The organism is Streptomyces sp. NPDC047072 (assembly GCF_040643855.1).
GTDB lineage: Bacteria > Actinomycetota > Actinomycetes > Streptomycetales > Streptomycetaceae > Streptomyces.
Genome location: NZ_JBEYVC010000144.1, coordinates 12,852 through 26,982 on the forward strand (window position 1 = coordinate 12,852; position 14,131 = coordinate 26,982).

General features: G+C 71.3%; 16 protein-coding genes. 6 read left to right on the forward strand and 10 right to left on the reverse strand.

Features of this window, described 5'->3' with window-relative positions; all coding sequences use genetic code 11:
- Positions 1-22 precede the first annotated feature (22 nt).
- From ABZ896_RS39485 to ABZ896_RS39495, 3 genes are all read right to left on the reverse strand, one after another.
- Positions 23-688, reverse strand: coding sequence for a hypothetical protein (locus ABZ896_RS39485; RefSeq protein ID WP_360939936.1), 666 nt, complete (start codon positions 686-688; stop codon positions 23-25).
- Between the two features lie 277 nt (positions 689-965).
- Entirely contained in the window at positions 966-1,412 is a 447-nt protein-coding gene (locus ABZ896_RS39490; protein WP_360939938.1) for a sec-independent translocase, read from the reverse strand.
- Positions 1,413-1,580: 168 nt separating this feature from the next.
- Positions 1,581-3,251, reverse strand: a complete 1,671-nt coding sequence (locus tag ABZ896_RS39495) for a trypsin-like peptidase domain-containing protein (protein ID WP_360939940.1) — start codon at positions 3,249-3,251, stop codon at positions 1,581-1,583.
- Positions 3,252-3,374: 123 nt separating this feature from the next.
- Here ABZ896_RS39495 and ABZ896_RS39500 point away from each other — a divergent pair, with 123 nt between their 5' ends.
- Positions 3,375-3,839, forward strand: a complete 465-nt coding sequence (locus ABZ896_RS39500; RefSeq protein ID WP_360939942.1) for a hypothetical protein — start codon at positions 3,375-3,377, stop codon at positions 3,837-3,839.
- 175 nt (positions 3,840-4,014) lie between these two features.
- Here the strand turns inward: ABZ896_RS39500 and ABZ896_RS39505 are convergent, their stop codons facing one another.
- Together ABZ896_RS39505 and sigE are read right to left on the reverse strand one after the other, a co-directional pair.
- Positions 4,015-4,995, reverse strand: a complete 981-nt coding sequence (locus ABZ896_RS39505; protein WP_360939944.1) for a zf-HC2 domain-containing protein — start codon at positions 4,993-4,995, stop codon at positions 4,015-4,017.
- On the reverse strand, positions 4,992-5,690 hold the full coding sequence (sigE, locus tag ABZ896_RS39510; RefSeq protein ID WP_360939946.1) for an RNA polymerase sigma factor SigE: 699 nt from the start codon (positions 5,688-5,690) through the stop codon (positions 4,992-4,994). The genes ABZ896_RS39505 and sigE overlap by 4 nt, the downstream gene beginning before the upstream one ends.
- 238 nt (positions 5,691-5,928) lie before the next feature.
- On the opposite strand from sigE, the gene ABZ896_RS39515 reads away from it, so the two are divergent.
- Positions 5,929-6,627: an O-methyltransferase gene (locus ABZ896_RS39515; protein WP_360939962.1), complete on the forward strand. Its 699-nt coding sequence runs from the start codon at positions 5,929-5,931 to the stop codon at positions 6,625-6,627.
- A gap of 136 nt (positions 6,628-6,763) precedes the next feature.
- On the opposite strand, the gene ABZ896_RS39520 is transcribed toward ABZ896_RS39515, so the two are convergent.
- Entirely contained in the window at positions 6,764-6,931 is a 168-nt protein-coding gene (locus ABZ896_RS39520) for a DUF3117 domain-containing protein (RefSeq protein ID WP_003966491.1), read from the reverse strand.
- Positions 6,932-7,290: 359 nt separating this feature from the next.
- Here ABZ896_RS39520 and ABZ896_RS39525 point away from each other — a divergent pair, with 359 nt between their 5' ends.
- Positions 7,291-8,082 (forward strand): enoyl-CoA hydratase-related protein, encoded by a 792-nt coding sequence (locus tag ABZ896_RS39525; protein WP_360939948.1) that lies wholly within the window; start codon positions 7,291-7,293, stop codon positions 8,080-8,082.
- A gap of 55 nt (positions 8,083-8,137) precedes the next feature.
- Here the strand turns inward: ABZ896_RS39525 and ABZ896_RS39530 are convergent, their stop codons facing one another.
- Together ABZ896_RS39530 and ABZ896_RS39535 are read right to left on the reverse strand one after the other, a co-directional pair.
- Positions 8,138-8,716 carry a DNA-3-methyladenine glycosylase I gene (locus tag ABZ896_RS39530; RefSeq protein ID WP_360939950.1) on the reverse strand — a complete coding sequence of 193 codons (579 nt, stop codon included), beginning with the start codon at positions 8,714-8,716 and terminating at the stop codon, positions 8,138-8,140.
- The gene (locus ABZ896_RS39535; protein WP_360939964.1) at positions 8,713-9,060 is read right to left on the reverse strand and encodes a DivIVA domain-containing protein; all 348 of its coding nucleotides are present in this window, start codon (positions 9,058-9,060) and stop codon (positions 8,713-8,715) included. Before ABZ896_RS39535 ends, ABZ896_RS39530 begins: the two co-directional genes overlap by 4 nt.
- Positions 9,061-9,213: 153 nt before the next feature.
- Here ABZ896_RS39535 and folP point away from each other — a divergent pair, with 153 nt between their 5' ends.
- Positions 9,214-10,074, forward strand: a complete 861-nt coding sequence (gene folP, locus ABZ896_RS39540; RefSeq protein ID WP_360939952.1) for a dihydropteroate synthase — start codon at positions 9,214-9,216, stop codon at positions 10,072-10,074.
- A 257-nt stretch (positions 10,075-10,331) separates the two neighbouring features.
- Here the strand turns inward: folP and ABZ896_RS39545 are convergent, their stop codons facing one another.
- Both ABZ896_RS39545 and dapE read right to left on the reverse strand, forming a co-directional pair.
- Positions 10,332-11,090, reverse strand: coding sequence for a TIGR00730 family Rossman fold protein (locus ABZ896_RS39545; RefSeq protein ID WP_360939954.1), 759 nt, complete (start codon positions 11,088-11,090; stop codon positions 10,332-10,334).
- Positions 11,091-11,201: 111 nt separating this feature from the next.
- The gene (gene dapE, locus ABZ896_RS39550) at positions 11,202-12,281 is read right to left on the reverse strand and encodes a succinyl-diaminopimelate desuccinylase (protein WP_360939956.1); all 1,080 of its coding nucleotides are present in this window, start codon (positions 12,279-12,281) and stop codon (positions 11,202-11,204) included.
- An 85-nt stretch (positions 12,282-12,366) separates the two neighbouring features.
- Here dapE and ABZ896_RS39555 point away from each other — a divergent pair, with 85 nt between their 5' ends.
- Together ABZ896_RS39555 and ABZ896_RS39560 are read left to right on the forward strand one after the other, a co-directional pair.
- Entirely contained in the window at positions 12,367-13,329 is a 963-nt protein-coding gene (locus ABZ896_RS39555) for a heavy metal transporter (RefSeq protein ID WP_360939958.1), read from the forward strand.
- 275 nt (positions 13,330-13,604) lie between these two features.
- Positions 13,605-14,057, forward strand: coding sequence for an ATP-binding protein (locus ABZ896_RS39560; RefSeq protein ID WP_360939960.1), 453 nt, complete (start codon positions 13,605-13,607; stop codon positions 14,055-14,057).
- Positions 14,058-14,131 lie beyond the last annotated feature (74 nt).

The following is a 14,131-nucleotide window of genomic DNA, read 5'->3' on the forward strand; positions in this document are numbered from 1 at the left end:
GCCCGCAGTTCCCCACTCGCATCTACGCGTACTCGCCGATGTCCTTCACGACGGCGAAGCCGAGCCCGTACGCGCTCATCCCTCTCCCGTACGCCCCCACATGCACCCCCTCCGACGTGGACCCGGCAAGCACCCACCCGAACTCGGACTCCCGGTAGTGGAAGGGCGTAGGAACGCCATCCACCGGCAGCGACAGAATCGACCAGTCCGGCCCCTCCAGGTCGTCCGCGAGGACCCACGCCGTCTCGGTCTGCTGATCCAGCCAGTCGTCCCGCAGGGAATGATCCATCTGCCCGGGCCAGGTGAACGACAGCAGCCCCACCCCCGCAAGCCAGGCGGCGGAGGAGACGGACGTGGCCTCAAGAAGCCCCGTACCGTCCGCGCTACGACGGGACGGACTCGCCGCGACGGTCACGACAACGGCGAACTTCTCCTTCGGCTCCCCCGCGGAGCCCACCTCGTTCTTCACGGACGGCTCGTCCCCGTGCCCGATGGACCCGTGCTCCACGGCCCCGTCCGCCGACGTACCGACCTGCATCAGCCAGCGCGGCCCCGTGAAGGCCTCGTCGAGGCCGTACCAGGGGAAGGGCGCCTGAAGATAGCCGTCGACCGTGCGCCGGGCGGAGGGGACGTGCTGTCCGCCCTCCGCGGCCGGCGCCTGCGCGACTGCCCCACTCGTCGTCTCCATGTGCCGGACGCCTCCTAGCTCTCGTCGGACCGGAACGGCCCGCCCCCCTTTGGGCGGTGTCGCTGGTTCGCGTACGGCCCGCACAACAACTCGGCAGCATATCCACACCGCTCCGAGCAGCAGGGAAAGCGCCCGGCGCGTGGGGCGCACGGAGGGCGGGTTCAGGCCGTACGGGGTGCGGGTGGCGTATGAGACGCGTCACGTACGACGGGTCTGCTACGACGACGAAAGGCGCCCCTGAGCAGGTGGCTCGGGGCGCCTTCGGTGGTCGTAGAGCTCAGGTGGCGTCCGCGTCGAAGGGCGGGCGGTCGTCCTTGTCGGACTCCTCGGGCTTCTTGGTCATGTCGATCCGACCGCCGGAGGTCCCACCGGAAGAGGTCCCTCCGGACGAGGAGGGCGTGTCGGTGCTGTGCACCGCGTCCGTGACCTCGGCCATCTCCTTCTTCAGGTCGAAGCCGTTGCGGATCTCCTTGAGCCCCAGCTCGTCGTTGTCCAGCTGCTTGCGGATGAACGTCTTGGGGTTGAGGTCCTCGAACTCGAAGTCCTTGAACTCCGGGCCCAGCTCCGAGCGGATGTCCTGCTTGGCGCTCTCCGAGAACTCGCGGATCTTGCGGATGGTCCGCATGACGTCCTGGATGACCTTCGGGAGCTTGTCCGGACCGAAGACGAGCACGGCGAGGACGACGAGCGTGATCAGCTCGAGTGGTCCTATGTCATTGAACACCTGAAGCTCCTTGGGATCCGGGCCAGGACCACGGTACCTGCCGTTCCCGTACGACCGGTACTGTCCGGGGCGCTCCTGGCATGCGTATGTGAACGGTTTTCCGGGTTGTTTGCCTTGTGGGGCGGGGTTCGGGGCCACGCCTGTGAGGTTTCTGTCAATCGATGTGCGTCAGCCGCCGCCCGACGATCCGAGGGTCAGCGAGAGTGTGATCTCCTTGCCGACGCGCTCCAGGGTGAGCCGGAGGCGGTCGCCGGGGCGGTGCGCGCGGGTCTTGACGATGAGTTCCTCGCCGGAGTGGACGCGCCGCCCGTCGACCTCGGTGATGACGTCGCCGGAGCGGATGCCGGCGCGGTCCCCGGGGCCGCCCTCGGTGACCGCGGGACCGCCGTCGTCGTCCTTGGCGCCGACCCGGGCGCCGTCGCCGGTGTAGTCCATGTCGAGGGTGATGCCGATGACGGGGTGGGTGGCCCGGCCGGTGTTGATCAGCTCCTCGGCGACGCGTTTGGCCTGGTTGACGGGGATGGCGAAGCCGAGCCCTATGGAACCGGCCTGGGCGCCCGCACCGCCGGAGCCGTCGTCTGCGGAGCGGATGGCGGAGTTGATGCCGATGACACGGGCACGGGCGTCGAGGAGGGGGCCGCCGGAGTTGCCGGGGTTGATGGGCGCGTCGGTCTGCAGGGCGTCGACGTACGACACGTCGCTGCCGTCCGCGCTGTCGCCGCCGGCGGTGATCGGGCGCTCCTTGGCGCTGATGATGCCGGAGGTGACGGTGCCCTCCAGGTCGAAGGGGGCGCCGATGGCGACGACGGGGTCGCCGACCTGGACGTTGTCGGAGTTGCCGAGGGGCAGGGGCTGGAGTCCGCGCACGCTGTCGACCTTGACGACGGCGAGGTCGTAGCCGCTGTCCCGGCCCACGACGGTGGCCTTCGCGGTGTCGCCGCTGTGGAAGGTCACGGAGATCTCGCCGTCGGAGCCGGCGGGTTCGACGACGTGGTTGTTGGTGAGGATGTGGCCCTGGTCGTCGAGCACGAACCCGGTGCCGGTGCCGGACTCCTCTGCACCGCTCACATGCAGGGTCACGACACTGGGCAGGGCACGCGCGGCGATCCCCGCGACGCTGTCCGGAGCGCGCCCGGAGTCCTCGACACCGGCCTGCGGCAACACGACGTCCCCACGCCCCCTGTCCCGCCCCAGATAAGCCCCTACGCCCCCTCCGAAACCCCCGGCGACGAGAGCGATCAGCAGGGCCCCACCGACCAGCCCCCACCGGGTACGCCGACGAGACGGGTTACCGGGAACACCGCTCTGCTGAAGAGGGGCGGGGACGGGGGCCCAGGGGTCGTAGTTCTGCCAGGGATTGACGGGCGGGGCGGGGAGGGTGGGGGCTCCCGGGGCCAGGGCGGGCGCAATGGCGGTCGGCGGGGTGCCTCCGGAGGACGGGGGGATGGGAGCGTCGGCGGGAGGGAGGGGTGCGTCGGCGGGCGGGAGAGACGCGTCAGCGGACGGGGCGACGGCAGGCGGGAAGGGCGCGTCGGCGACGGCAGGCGGGAGAGGCGCGTCAGCAGGCAAGGCGACGGGCGGGAGGGGCGCGTCGGCGACCGGACCGTCGGCAGGCAAGGCGGCGGGCGGGAGGGGCGCGTCGGCGGGAGAGACGGGTGCGTCGGTAGGAGGGACGGGCGCGTCGGCGGGCGGAGTGGGTGGGGTGGGCGGGGTGACTGCGCCTGTGGCGGACGCGACGGGTGTCGCGGCCGTCGGGGGCTCTGCCTCGGGAAGAGGCACCCCCGGTGGCGGGGCGGGGACGGCCGTGCCGTGAGACTCCGGGACCGGTGCACCGACCATCGCCGGTGCCTCAGTCGGCGGTGGCGGTATCGGTATCGCCATGCCATGAGCGGGCGTACTCGCCGGATGCTGCACGGGCGGCGCAGGGGCCCAGGGCCCGGGCGTGCCGTAAGGCGGGGTGCTGTGGGCGTCGGAGCCGTGGAGCGGCTCGGAGCCGGTACCGACGGACCCGGACGCGACATCGCCGGGCTCGCCGGGAACGGGCGCAACGCCGACGGAACCAGCAGGGACCCGAGCTGCTACGACGGTCGGTTCCGGGATGTCGGCTTCCGCGTCGGCAGTGGCCGGTCGGGAGTCGGCCTCCCCGCTCTCGGCAGCCGGGACGGGGCGCTGCCCCACGGCCGGAACGCCCACCGCGGCATCCCGTCCACCCTGCGAAGCGCCCGGAGCGGCATCCGGGTCATCACCCCGCGGAGCGCTCAGCTCGAAGTCTCCGTCGGCACCGGCCGGGTCCGTTGCCCTCTGCCGCTCGTCCACCGGCGAATCGCCCGAAGCCGCCGTGTCCCGGGGCGCGGCCAACTCGAAGTCGCCCTCGGTCTCCGCACGGTCCCCTTCCGCGGGAACCGCCCGTTCACGAGGTGGCTGTAGCTCGAAGTCGCCGTCTTCCGTGGGCGTGGGCCGAGGCCGAGGGCGGTTCCACCATTTTCCTCGCGTCGGCCTGCCCTCGTTCATGCGCTCCCCCACAGCTGCCCGCGGCCCGACCCGCGACACGTCGACCTACCTGTGGATTCAACCAGGTTCACGCGCCGCGGCGCAGGCGCTGTCAGCGAGGGCCGCTGGAGGTGCTGGGCGCCGACGTCGCGTCGGGGGCGGGCGCGGCGAGGAGGCCGGGGTTGGTGAGGTCGGAGCCCGCGGACCAGGACGTGAGGGTGAGCGAAGGGGTCGTGGTGAGCGGACGTATCAGCGGGGACATGGCCGCGGCCCCGGCGACCACCGGCGCCGTGAGCGAATGCACGACCGCGTCCCGGACCTGCCCCGAGGCGGGGGCCGGCACTCCGGGCAGCAGCGGTGCGGATGCCTGGGTCGGCGCGACCGCGGTGTCCCCGAGGAGCTGCTCCTGGGCGAACGGCGGCCCCACGACACCCCGGCGCCGCTGGTTCTCGGGCGTGCTGGACGCTCCGGCCCCGGCACTGCGCGCCGGTGTCACATTGCTGCCCGCGCCGGTGCCGCGCGCGTCCGCGGTGTCGCCCGGCGCTCCGGAGGTGACCCCGCCGAGCGCGATCGCGGCCAGCGACACGGCCCCGGCGGCGACGAACGCGAACCGCATCCCGCGCGAGGCCGAGCGCTCGGCCTCGTGGCGGCTGACGTCATGGATCCGGAAGCCCCGGCCGGCGGCGGGCGGCAGCACGGAGGCGTGCGTACGGGCGGGGACGTAGTCGAACTCGAAGCGCTCGCCGCGTCTCAGGCTGAAGACTCCGGTGGCGCCGGGTCGTCCCGACAGTCCGCCGGGGAACCCGCCGAACGGCGAGTCGTCGTCGTTCTCCGCGTCACCTCCCGCGGGCAGTCCCTGGAGACGGGCCAGGAAGCTCTCCGAGGGCGGGGGCGGGGCGGCCTCCGCGAAGACGTTCTTCAGACGGCGCTGGGCGTCCGCCTCCGCCTTGCACTTCGGACAGGTGGCCAGGTGCGCGAGGACACGCTCGCGGGTGGCATGACCGAGCTCGCCGTCCACCAGGGCGGCGAGTCGGTCTCCCAGATGCTGTTCCGCGAGGCTTCCCTCGCGGGGTTCGGGTCGGGATCCACTCACGCGGTCGCGCCCCCTCCCCCCAGAGCGGGGACGCGGGCCATGAAGGAGCGGCGCTCGGCACGGGCCTCCGGCGAGCGGTGCGCCAGGGCCTTGCGCAGCTGCGAACGGCCGCGGTGGATCCGCGAGCGGACGGTGCCGAGCTTGACGCCCAGGGTCGCGGCGATCTCCTCGTACGACAGCCCTTCGATGTCGCACAGGACGACCGCGGCACGGAACTCCGGCGCGAGGGTGTCGAGGGCCTGCTGGACGTCCGCGTCGAAGTGGGCGTCGTTGAAGACCTGCTGGGGGGTGGGCTCCTTGCTGGGCAGCCGCTCGGCCGCGTCCTCGCCGAGGGCGTCGAAGCGGATGCGCTGCTTGCGGCGCACCATGTCGAGGAAGAGGTTGGTGGTGATGCGGTGCAGCCAGCCCTCGAAGGTGCCCGGCGTGTAGGTGGACAGGGAGCGGAAGACGCGGACGAAGACCTCCTGGGTGAGATCCTCGGCGTCGTGCTGGTTGCCCGTCAGGCGGTACGCGAGGCGGTACACACGGCCGCTGTGCGTGCTGACGATCTCCTCCCAGGTGGGCGGAGTCCACGCCTGCCCGTCCGCGTCGGATGCGAAGGTCGCGGTCTGGGCGTAGTCGCCGGCGTGGGTGTGGTCAGCGGTGTCGTTCACGGATTTCGGCCTGCCCGCCGATCCGAGGAAGCGCCGCAGCACTCCTCCCCGATCCCCGTTGGGCGCGGCCGCACCTCCCCTGTCAGCTCTGGTGGTGTCCAGTGGAGCCCCTACCATAGCCACCTCGCCCGTTAGGACCGGATAAGCGGTTTTACGAGAATTTGATCTGTGCTGATACCACTCGGGCCGCTGCGTCAGCAGATGCTCGAGGGCCTGCTCGTCGTCGTGATCCAACTGTGTCCCCCCGGATGCGTCTCCACCCCTCTAAACGCCCGGTCCCATCTGCGGGTTCCCGGCGGCAACGGATACAGTCACGCCCAGGCAACCACGGGGCAAGGAGAGGCTCATTACCGGCAACCGGCAGACGAGCTGGGCGTTCGCCGACGCCTATGTCGCCGAGGACGAAACCCTGCGCTGGGCCCGCGACCGGGCCCGCGAGGCGGGGTTGCGCTCGGTGTCGCCCGGCACGGGCGCGGCGCTGCGGTTGCTGGCGGCCTCGGTGGACGCCAAGGCGGTCGCCGAGATCGGCACCGGTACCGGCGTCTCCGGCATCCATCTGCTGCACGGCATGCGCCCCGACGGGGTGCTGACCACCGTCGACCCCGAGCCGGAGCACCAGCAGTTCGCCCGGCAGGCCTTCCGCGCCTGCGGTTTCGCCAGCAACCGGGCCCGCTTCATCCCGGGCCGTGCGCTCGACGTGCTGCCCCGGCTCGCCGACGCGGGCTACGACCTCGTCTTCTGCGACGGCGATCGCCAGGAGGTCATGGACTACCTCGCTGAATCGTTGCGCCTGCTGCGTCCCGGTGGCCTCGTCGTCTTCGAGGGCGTCTTCGCCAACGGCCGCACGGTGGACTCGGGGCCGCAGCCCACCGAGGTGCTGCGGCTGCGGGAACTGCTGCGGGCGGTGCGCGAGAGCCAGGAGCTGGTGCCGTCACTGCTGCCGGTCGGCGACGGGCTGCTGTGCGCGGTCAAGCGCTGAGCGCCGGAGCACTGAGCGCCGGGACGCCGAGCAGGTGAGGGTCGTACGGCCATTCGGGGGTCCCGTGCCGGGCAGACCACTGCCCCGACACCATGTGTGATGCCGGGGCAGTCGAAAGGGTATGGTCGCTTCCGCGTCAGCCGACGACCTTCTTGAGGGCGTCGCCGAGCGCGTCGGCCTCGTCAGGGGTCAGCTCGACGACGAGCCGACCGCCGCCTTCGAGCGGAACGCGCATGACGATGCCCCGCCCCTCCTTGGTCACCTCGAGCGGGCCATCGCCCGTCCGCGGCTTCATGGCCGCCATGCTCGTTCCCCTTCCTGAAACCAGCTCATCGTCAAAGCCGACAGCCCTGGGAGGGCACGCGTGTCTAAGTGGGACACGCGCCACCGGCGTCGAACACATTGCTTCCAAGCCATTATCCCGCATCGCAGGACCCGATGACCAACATCAGTCGGCATCGCTTGGGCAACGCGCGCGAGCAAAACCACCCAATTCGGCGATGTGGCTGCGATACTCCGCCCCCGCGCGGGATCCCCGCCGTCAGGAAGCCGTCAGGAATTCTTTGACGCAGGTCACACGTCCGGTCCGGTCCTCGGACGGCGATCTCCGCCATGCTGTCCTTCGGACATCGCATACAGCGGACACACCGGAGGGGATACGCCATGGCCGACACCGTGCTCTACGAGGTGAGCGACGGACTCGCGACCATCACGCTGAACCGGCCCGAGGCGATGAACGCGCTGAACATCGCCACGAAGGTCGCGTTGCGGGAGGCCGTGGAGTCGGCGGCCACGGACGACGCCGTACGGGCCGTGCTGCTGACCGCCGCCGGGGAGCGGGCGTTCTGCGTGGGGCAGGACCTCAAGGAGCACATCGGGCTGCTCGCCGAGGGGTCGGCGAAGGTGATGAGCACGGTCAAGGAGCACTACAACCCGGTCGTGCGGGCGCTGACGGAGATGCCGAAGCCGGTGGTGGCGGGGGTGAACGGGGTTGCCGCCGGTGCCGGGTTCGGGATCGCGCTCGCGGCGGATTATCGGGTGGCGGCGGAGACGGCCGCGTTCAACACGTCGTTCGCGGGGGTGGCTCTGACCGCGGACTCCGGGATTTCCTGGACGTTGCCTCGGGTGGTGGGGCCGGGGCGGGCCGCCGATCTGCTGCTCTTTCCCCGGACCATGTCGGCTCGGGACGCGCATGATCTGGGGATCGTGAATCGGCTTGTACCGTCCACGGAGCTGCCTGCGGAGGCCGAGAAGGTGGCTCGGGCGTTGGCCTCCGGGCCGACGGTGGCTTATGGGGCGATCAAGGAGTCGCTTGCGTATGGACTGACGCACAGTCTGGCGGAGACGTTGGAGAAGGAGGACGAGTTGCAGGGGCGGGCTGGGGCGTCCGAGGACCATGCGATCGCTGTGCGGGCGTTCGTGAACAAGGAGACACCTCGGTATTTGGGGCGCTGACGTATCGGTGGCGAGTGCGGGTGTGTGGGGGCTGGTCGCGCAGTTCCCCGCGCCCCTAGGGCGTTCGTGCCACGCAGGTTTTCAAGTGGTCGTTCACCAGGCCGCAGGCTTGCATCAGGGCGTACGCCGTCGTCGGGCCCACGAAGCGTAGGCCTCTCTTCTTCAGGGCCTTGGAGAGGGCTGTCGACTCCGGGGTCACCGCCGGGACGTCTGCCAAGGTTTTGGGCACCACATGGCCAGACGGCGCGTAGGACCAGATCAGGGCGTCCAGTTCACCCGGGGTCCACTCCGCCAGCACGCGCGCGTTGTTCATCGTCGCGTCGATCTTGGCGCCGTTGCGGATGATCCCGGGGTCGGCCAGCAGGCGGTCCCGGTCGGCTTCGTCGAACATCGCCACCTTGGCGATCTCGAAGCCCGCGAAGGCCGCGCGGAAGGTTTCCCGGCGGCGCAGGATCGTGATCCAGGAGAGGCCGGACTGGAAGGCCTCCAGGCTGAGGCGCTCGTAGAGGGCGTCGTCGCCGTGGACCGGGCGGCCCCACTCCTCGTCGTGGTACGTGATGTAGTCCGGCGTGGAGAGGGCCCAGGGGCAGCGCAGGGCGCCGTCCGGGCCCGCGAGGGCGGCGCCGTCGCTCACTGCTGCTCCCCCTGCTCCGGCTTCTGGAAGGCGTGGTGCGCGGCGGCCTGGGCGCCGGCCAGCGCGGACTCCAGGTCGGCGATCCGGGCGTCCCGCTCGGCGAGCTCCGCGCCTAGGCGGGTGAGGGCGTCGTCGACGTCGGCCATGCGGTAACCGCGGGTGGTGAGGGGGAAGCGCAGGGCCTCGATGTCGGCGCGGTCCACCGGGCGGTCCGGCGGCAGCGGGTCCTGGAGGCGCTCGGGGTCCACCTCGGGCAGCGGGCCGTCGCTCTCGCTGCCGCCCACGACCGCGAGCGTCACCGCGGCGACCACGACCGCGAGCGCGATGACCAGGAACAAGAACATAACCATCGCTGAGGTCCCCAGAGTCCCTGCCGGCGGCCGGCCGCCGGCGTCGAATGTGTCAGGGTCCGATCGTGCCATGCGAGTCTGACAGTTAGGGTCACAGGCGGCCACAGACCGCCGAAGACACAGACGTACGAAGTGAGGTCACAGGGGATGCTCAGGCTGGGCAGGCGTGAGTTCGACACGCACGAGCCGGTGATCATGGCGATCGTGAACCGGACCCCGGACTCCTTCTACGACCAGGGCGCGACCTTCCTCGACGAGCCGGCCCTCGCGCGCGTGGAGCAGGCGGTGGCCGAAGGGGCCGCGATCATCGACATCGGCGGGGTGAAGGCCGGGCCGGGGGAAGAGGTGTCGGCCGAGGAGGAGGCGCGGCGGACCGTCGGGTTCGTCGCCGAGGTGCGGCGGCGGTTCCCCGACGTGGTCATCAGCGTCGACACCTGGCGGGCGTCCGTCGGCGAGGCGGTGTGCGAGGCGGGGGCGGATCTGCTCAACGACGCGTGGGGCGGGGTGGATCCGGGGCTCGCGGAGGTGGCCGGGCGGTACGGGGTGGGGCTGGTGTGCACGCACGCGGGAGGTGCGGAGCCTCGGACCCGGCCCCATCGGGTGACGTACGACGACGTCATGGCGGACATCCTGCGGGTGACCGTGGGGCTGGCGGAGCGGGCGGTGTCGCTGGGGGTGCCCCGGGAGTCCGTGCTGATCGATCCCGGGCATGACTTCGGTAAGAACACGCGCCACAGCCTGGAGGCGACTCGGCGGCTCGGGGAGATGGTCGAGACGGGGTGGCCGGTGCTGGTCTCCCTGTCCAACAAGGACTTCGTCGGCGAAACCCTGGACAAACCGGTGAAGGAGCGGGTGGTGGGGACGCTGGCGACCACTGCCGTGTCCGCGTGGCTGGGGGCACAGGTGTACCGGGTGCATGAGGTCGCGGAGACGCGGCAGGTGTTGGACATGGTGGCGTCGATCGCGGGGCATCGGGCGCCGACTGTCGCTCGTCGGGGGCTGGCGTAGGGATTTCCTCGCCCCCGCCGCCCCTACCCGTCCCGTCCTCCAGGGGGCGAGCCCCCTTCGACCCCCGCTCCTCAAACGCCGGAGGGGCTGGATGTCCCTGGAGGCGGCTGAATTGTCGGCCCTTGGCTTTCAGTGCCGCTCCCGGCAATCTCAGCCCGTCCGGCGTTTGAGGACGAGGCCCCTTCAGGGCCGAAGCGGGGTCTGGGGGCGCAGCCCCCAGCAACGGCGCCGCACCCCAGACCGGTTCAAGCCCAGCGCTAGCGCCCCGCCTCCTTCGACACCAACGCCACCGCCTCGTCCACGTCGTCCGTGACGTGGAACAGGAGGAGGTCCTTTTCGGAGGCCTTGCCCTGGGCGATCAGGGTGTTCTTGAGCCAGTCGACCAGGCCGCCCCAGTACTCGCTGCCGAAGAGGACGATCGGGAAGCGGGTGACCTTCTGGGTCTGGACGAGGGTCAGGGCCTCGAAGAGCTCGTCCAGGGTGCCGAGGCCGCCCGGCAGGACCACGAAGCCCTGCGCGTACTTCACGAACATCATCTTGCGGACGAAGAAGTAGCGGAAGTTGAGGCCGATGTCGACGTAGGGGTTGAGCCCCTGCTCGAAGGGCAGCTCGATGCCGAGGCCGACGGAGATGCCGTTCGCCTCGCAGGCGCCCTTGTTGGCGGCCTCCATGGCACCCGGCCCACCGCCGGTGATGACGGCGAAGCCCGCCTCCACCAGGCCGCGTCCCAACTGCACGCCCGCCTCGTACTCCGGCGAGTCCGCGGGCGTCCGCGCCGAGCCGAACACGCTGATCGCGGGCGGCAGTTCGGCCAGCGTGCCGAAGCCCTCGATGAACTCGGACTGGATGCGCAGGACGCGCCACGGGTCGGTGTGGACCCAGTCCGAGGGACCGCCCGCGTCCAGCAGGCGCTGGTCGGTGGTGCTCGCCGTGACCTGCCCCCGCCTGCGGAGGACCGGTCCCAGGCGCTGCTCCTCCGGCGGCTGATTCCTGCCCTCGGGGTTCCCGGTAGCCATGTGCGCTCCCTCCGCTTGCCTGGTCTTTCCATCTCAGCGTAGATCTACGCGGGTTACGGAGGGGGGACGTCCGCGTGTCCGCCATGAACCGCCCCCGCGCACAGGGCCTCCTTACGAGGTCAGCCAGGCCCGCAACCGGGACTCCGCCTCCGGGATCAGCGAGACCTTCACCCGCTCGTCCACCTTGTGCGCGAGCAGCGGTTCACCGGGGCTGTAGTTCACCGCGGGCACGCCCAGCGCGCTGAAGCGGGAGACGTCCGTCCAGCCGAACTTGGGGCGGGCCTCGCCCCCGACGGCGACCATGAAGGCCTGGGCCACGGGGTGGTTGAGGCCGGGCCGGGCGCCGCCGGTGTGGTCGTCGACGACGAACTCGTCGACCCCGCAGTCCGCGAAGAAGTCCCGTACGAAGGCCTCCGCCTCGGCCTCGCTGCGGTCGGGCGCGTAGCGGAAGTTGACGGTCAGGACGCAGGAGTCGGGGATGACGTTGGTCGCCACCCCGCCCGTCACGCCAACCGCGTTGAGCCCCTCGTGGTACTGGAGGCCGTCGACCATCGGCCTGCGCGGCTCGTACGCCGCCAGCCTGGCGAGGGCCGGCGCGGCCCTGTGGATCGCGTTGGAGCCCATCCACGCGCGCGCGGAGTGCGCCCGCTCTCCCTTGAACGTCAGCAGCATCCTCAGGGTGCCCTGGCAGCCGCCCTCGACCTGGTTGTCGGTCGGCTCCAGCAGGACCGCGAAGTCGCCCGCCAGCCACTCGGGGTGGGCCTCGGCCACATGTCCCAGCCCGTTGAGGTGGGCGGCGACCTCCTCGTTGTCGTAGAAGACGAAGGTGAGGTCGCGGTTGGGCTCGGGGACCGTCGCCGCGATGCGCAGCTGGACCGCGACGCCGGACTTCATGTCGCAGGTGCCGCAGCCCCACAGGTAGCCCTCGTCGTCGAGCCGGGAGGGGACGTTCCCGGCGATCGGGACGGTGTCGATGTGGCCGGCGAGGATGACGCGTTCCGGGCGGCCGAGGTGCGTGCGCGCGACGACGTTGTTGCCGTGCCGGTCGACCGTGAGGTGCGGCAGGGCGCGCAGGGCGGTCTCGATCGCGTCCGCGAGGGGCTTCTCGGTGCCGCTCTCGGAGGGGAAGTCGACGAGCTGCGCGGTGAGCCGAGCAGCGTCCAGGGTGAGGTCAAGAGGGGTGTCGGCCATGTCGCCGACCCTAACTCCCCCGGTGGCCGGGCCCGCTCTCACCTTCCGGCACGGAGCACTGGTGACCCTCCAGTATCTTGTCCGGATGCCAGTGCCGTCCTCTCCCGCCCGCAGGCGTGGTGGCCGCCTTCTCCGCTTCCTGGCGGCCCTCGTGGTCATGTCCGCCGTCGCCGGTTATGTCGTGGTGCAGTACCTCACCGGAGGCTCGGGCGGACCGGTCTGCCGCGTGGCCTCGGGCCAGGTCGGCGGACCGTCGTACGAGTTCACGCCGGAGCAGACCGTCAACGCGGCGACCATCACCGCCGTCGGCACCGGGCGCGGGCTGCCCGAGCGGGCTGTGGCCATCGCGCTGGCCACCGCGCTCCAGGAGTCCGGCCTGCGCAACATCCGCCACGGCGACCGGGATTCGCTCGGGCTGTTCCAGCAGCGGCCCTCGCAGGGCTGGGGCAGGCCGGAGCAGATCCTCGACCCGGCGTACGCGGCGGGCGCGTTCTACAAGCACCTGGTCAAGGTGCGCGGCTACCAGGAGCTGCCGCTGACGGTCGCCGCGCAGAAGGTGCAGCGCAGCGGCTACCCGGAGGCGTACGCCAAGCACGAGCCGGACGCCACGGTGCTCGCCGCCGCCCTCACCGGCACCTCGGCGGCCACGCTGACCTGCGACGGCCGTACGGAGCCCGGAGTCACGCAGGTCGGCGCCGCGGGTCCGGAGTCGGTGCGCTCGGCTCTCGTACGGGACTTCGGGCGGGACGCACTGGAGACGACCGCCGCCGAGGTGGGCGGCAAGGCGTCACCGTCGCCGACGCCGGGCCCCGGCGACGGGCGCACGGTGACGCTCCCCGTGCGCAAGGACACCAGCCGTGCGGGGCGCAGCCTGGAGGAACGCGGCTGGCAGCTCGCGCACTGGGCGGTCGCCAACTCCTCGGCGCTGCGCATCGAGCGGGTCTCGTACGCCGGACGGCAGTGGACCGCCGGGAACACGGACAGCCGGTGGCTGCCGGAGGGCGGGGCGAGCGGGACGGCCACCGTACGGATACTGACGGCACGGTAGTTCGGAAGATCACTTGGAAGGGTTACGTCCGCCGTCCGCCGGAGCGGGTGTGCGCACGTTTTCGCCACATCACCCCCGCATCCGTCGGATCCCTTGGGAACAAAGGGCTGTACGGATTCGCCGGACTTTCGGACCGGAAGGGTTTTGCCCGTTTTTATCCGCAGGCGATAATGCGACGCGTTACCAATTCTTTACATTTGGCCTCCGCAACCTTCGACGGCTTCGAGCGGTAGTCACGGCGTCCAAGCAACGTTCCCTCCCGTCGAAGGAGCAAAATGTCCCTCCCCCTGACCCGCAGGATCGCCCGTGCCGCGCTGCTCGTCGCTGCGGGAGCGGCAGCCGGGGTCGGTGCGGCCGGCTCCGCCAGTGCGGCCCCCGCCGCGCTGCCCGCCACCCCGAACCTCGGTGGGCTGTCCGCTCTGGACGCGGCGCACGTCAGTGACACCGTGGACGGCACGACGCAGAACCTGACCGGGACCGCGGGCAAGACCGGCGGCGAGACCGTGGAGAAGGCGGTGCCGACCGCGGGCAAGACCGGCGGCAAGGCCGTGAAGAAGGCGACGCCGGCGGCGCAGAAGACGGCGGGCGAGGCCGCCGGGTCCGCCGGGGACGTACTGGGTGACACGGCGTCCAACGCGACGAAGGGCGGCCTGCCGACCGACGCGGTCACCAAGGGCGGTCTGCCGGCCGCCGACTCGCTGCCCCTGAAGGGGCTGCCGCTCGGCTAAGGGCGCCCATCGTCTGGCACCGGCGATCCGACGATTCGAAGACTACGGTTTCGATGTGCCACTCAGAGCGCCTC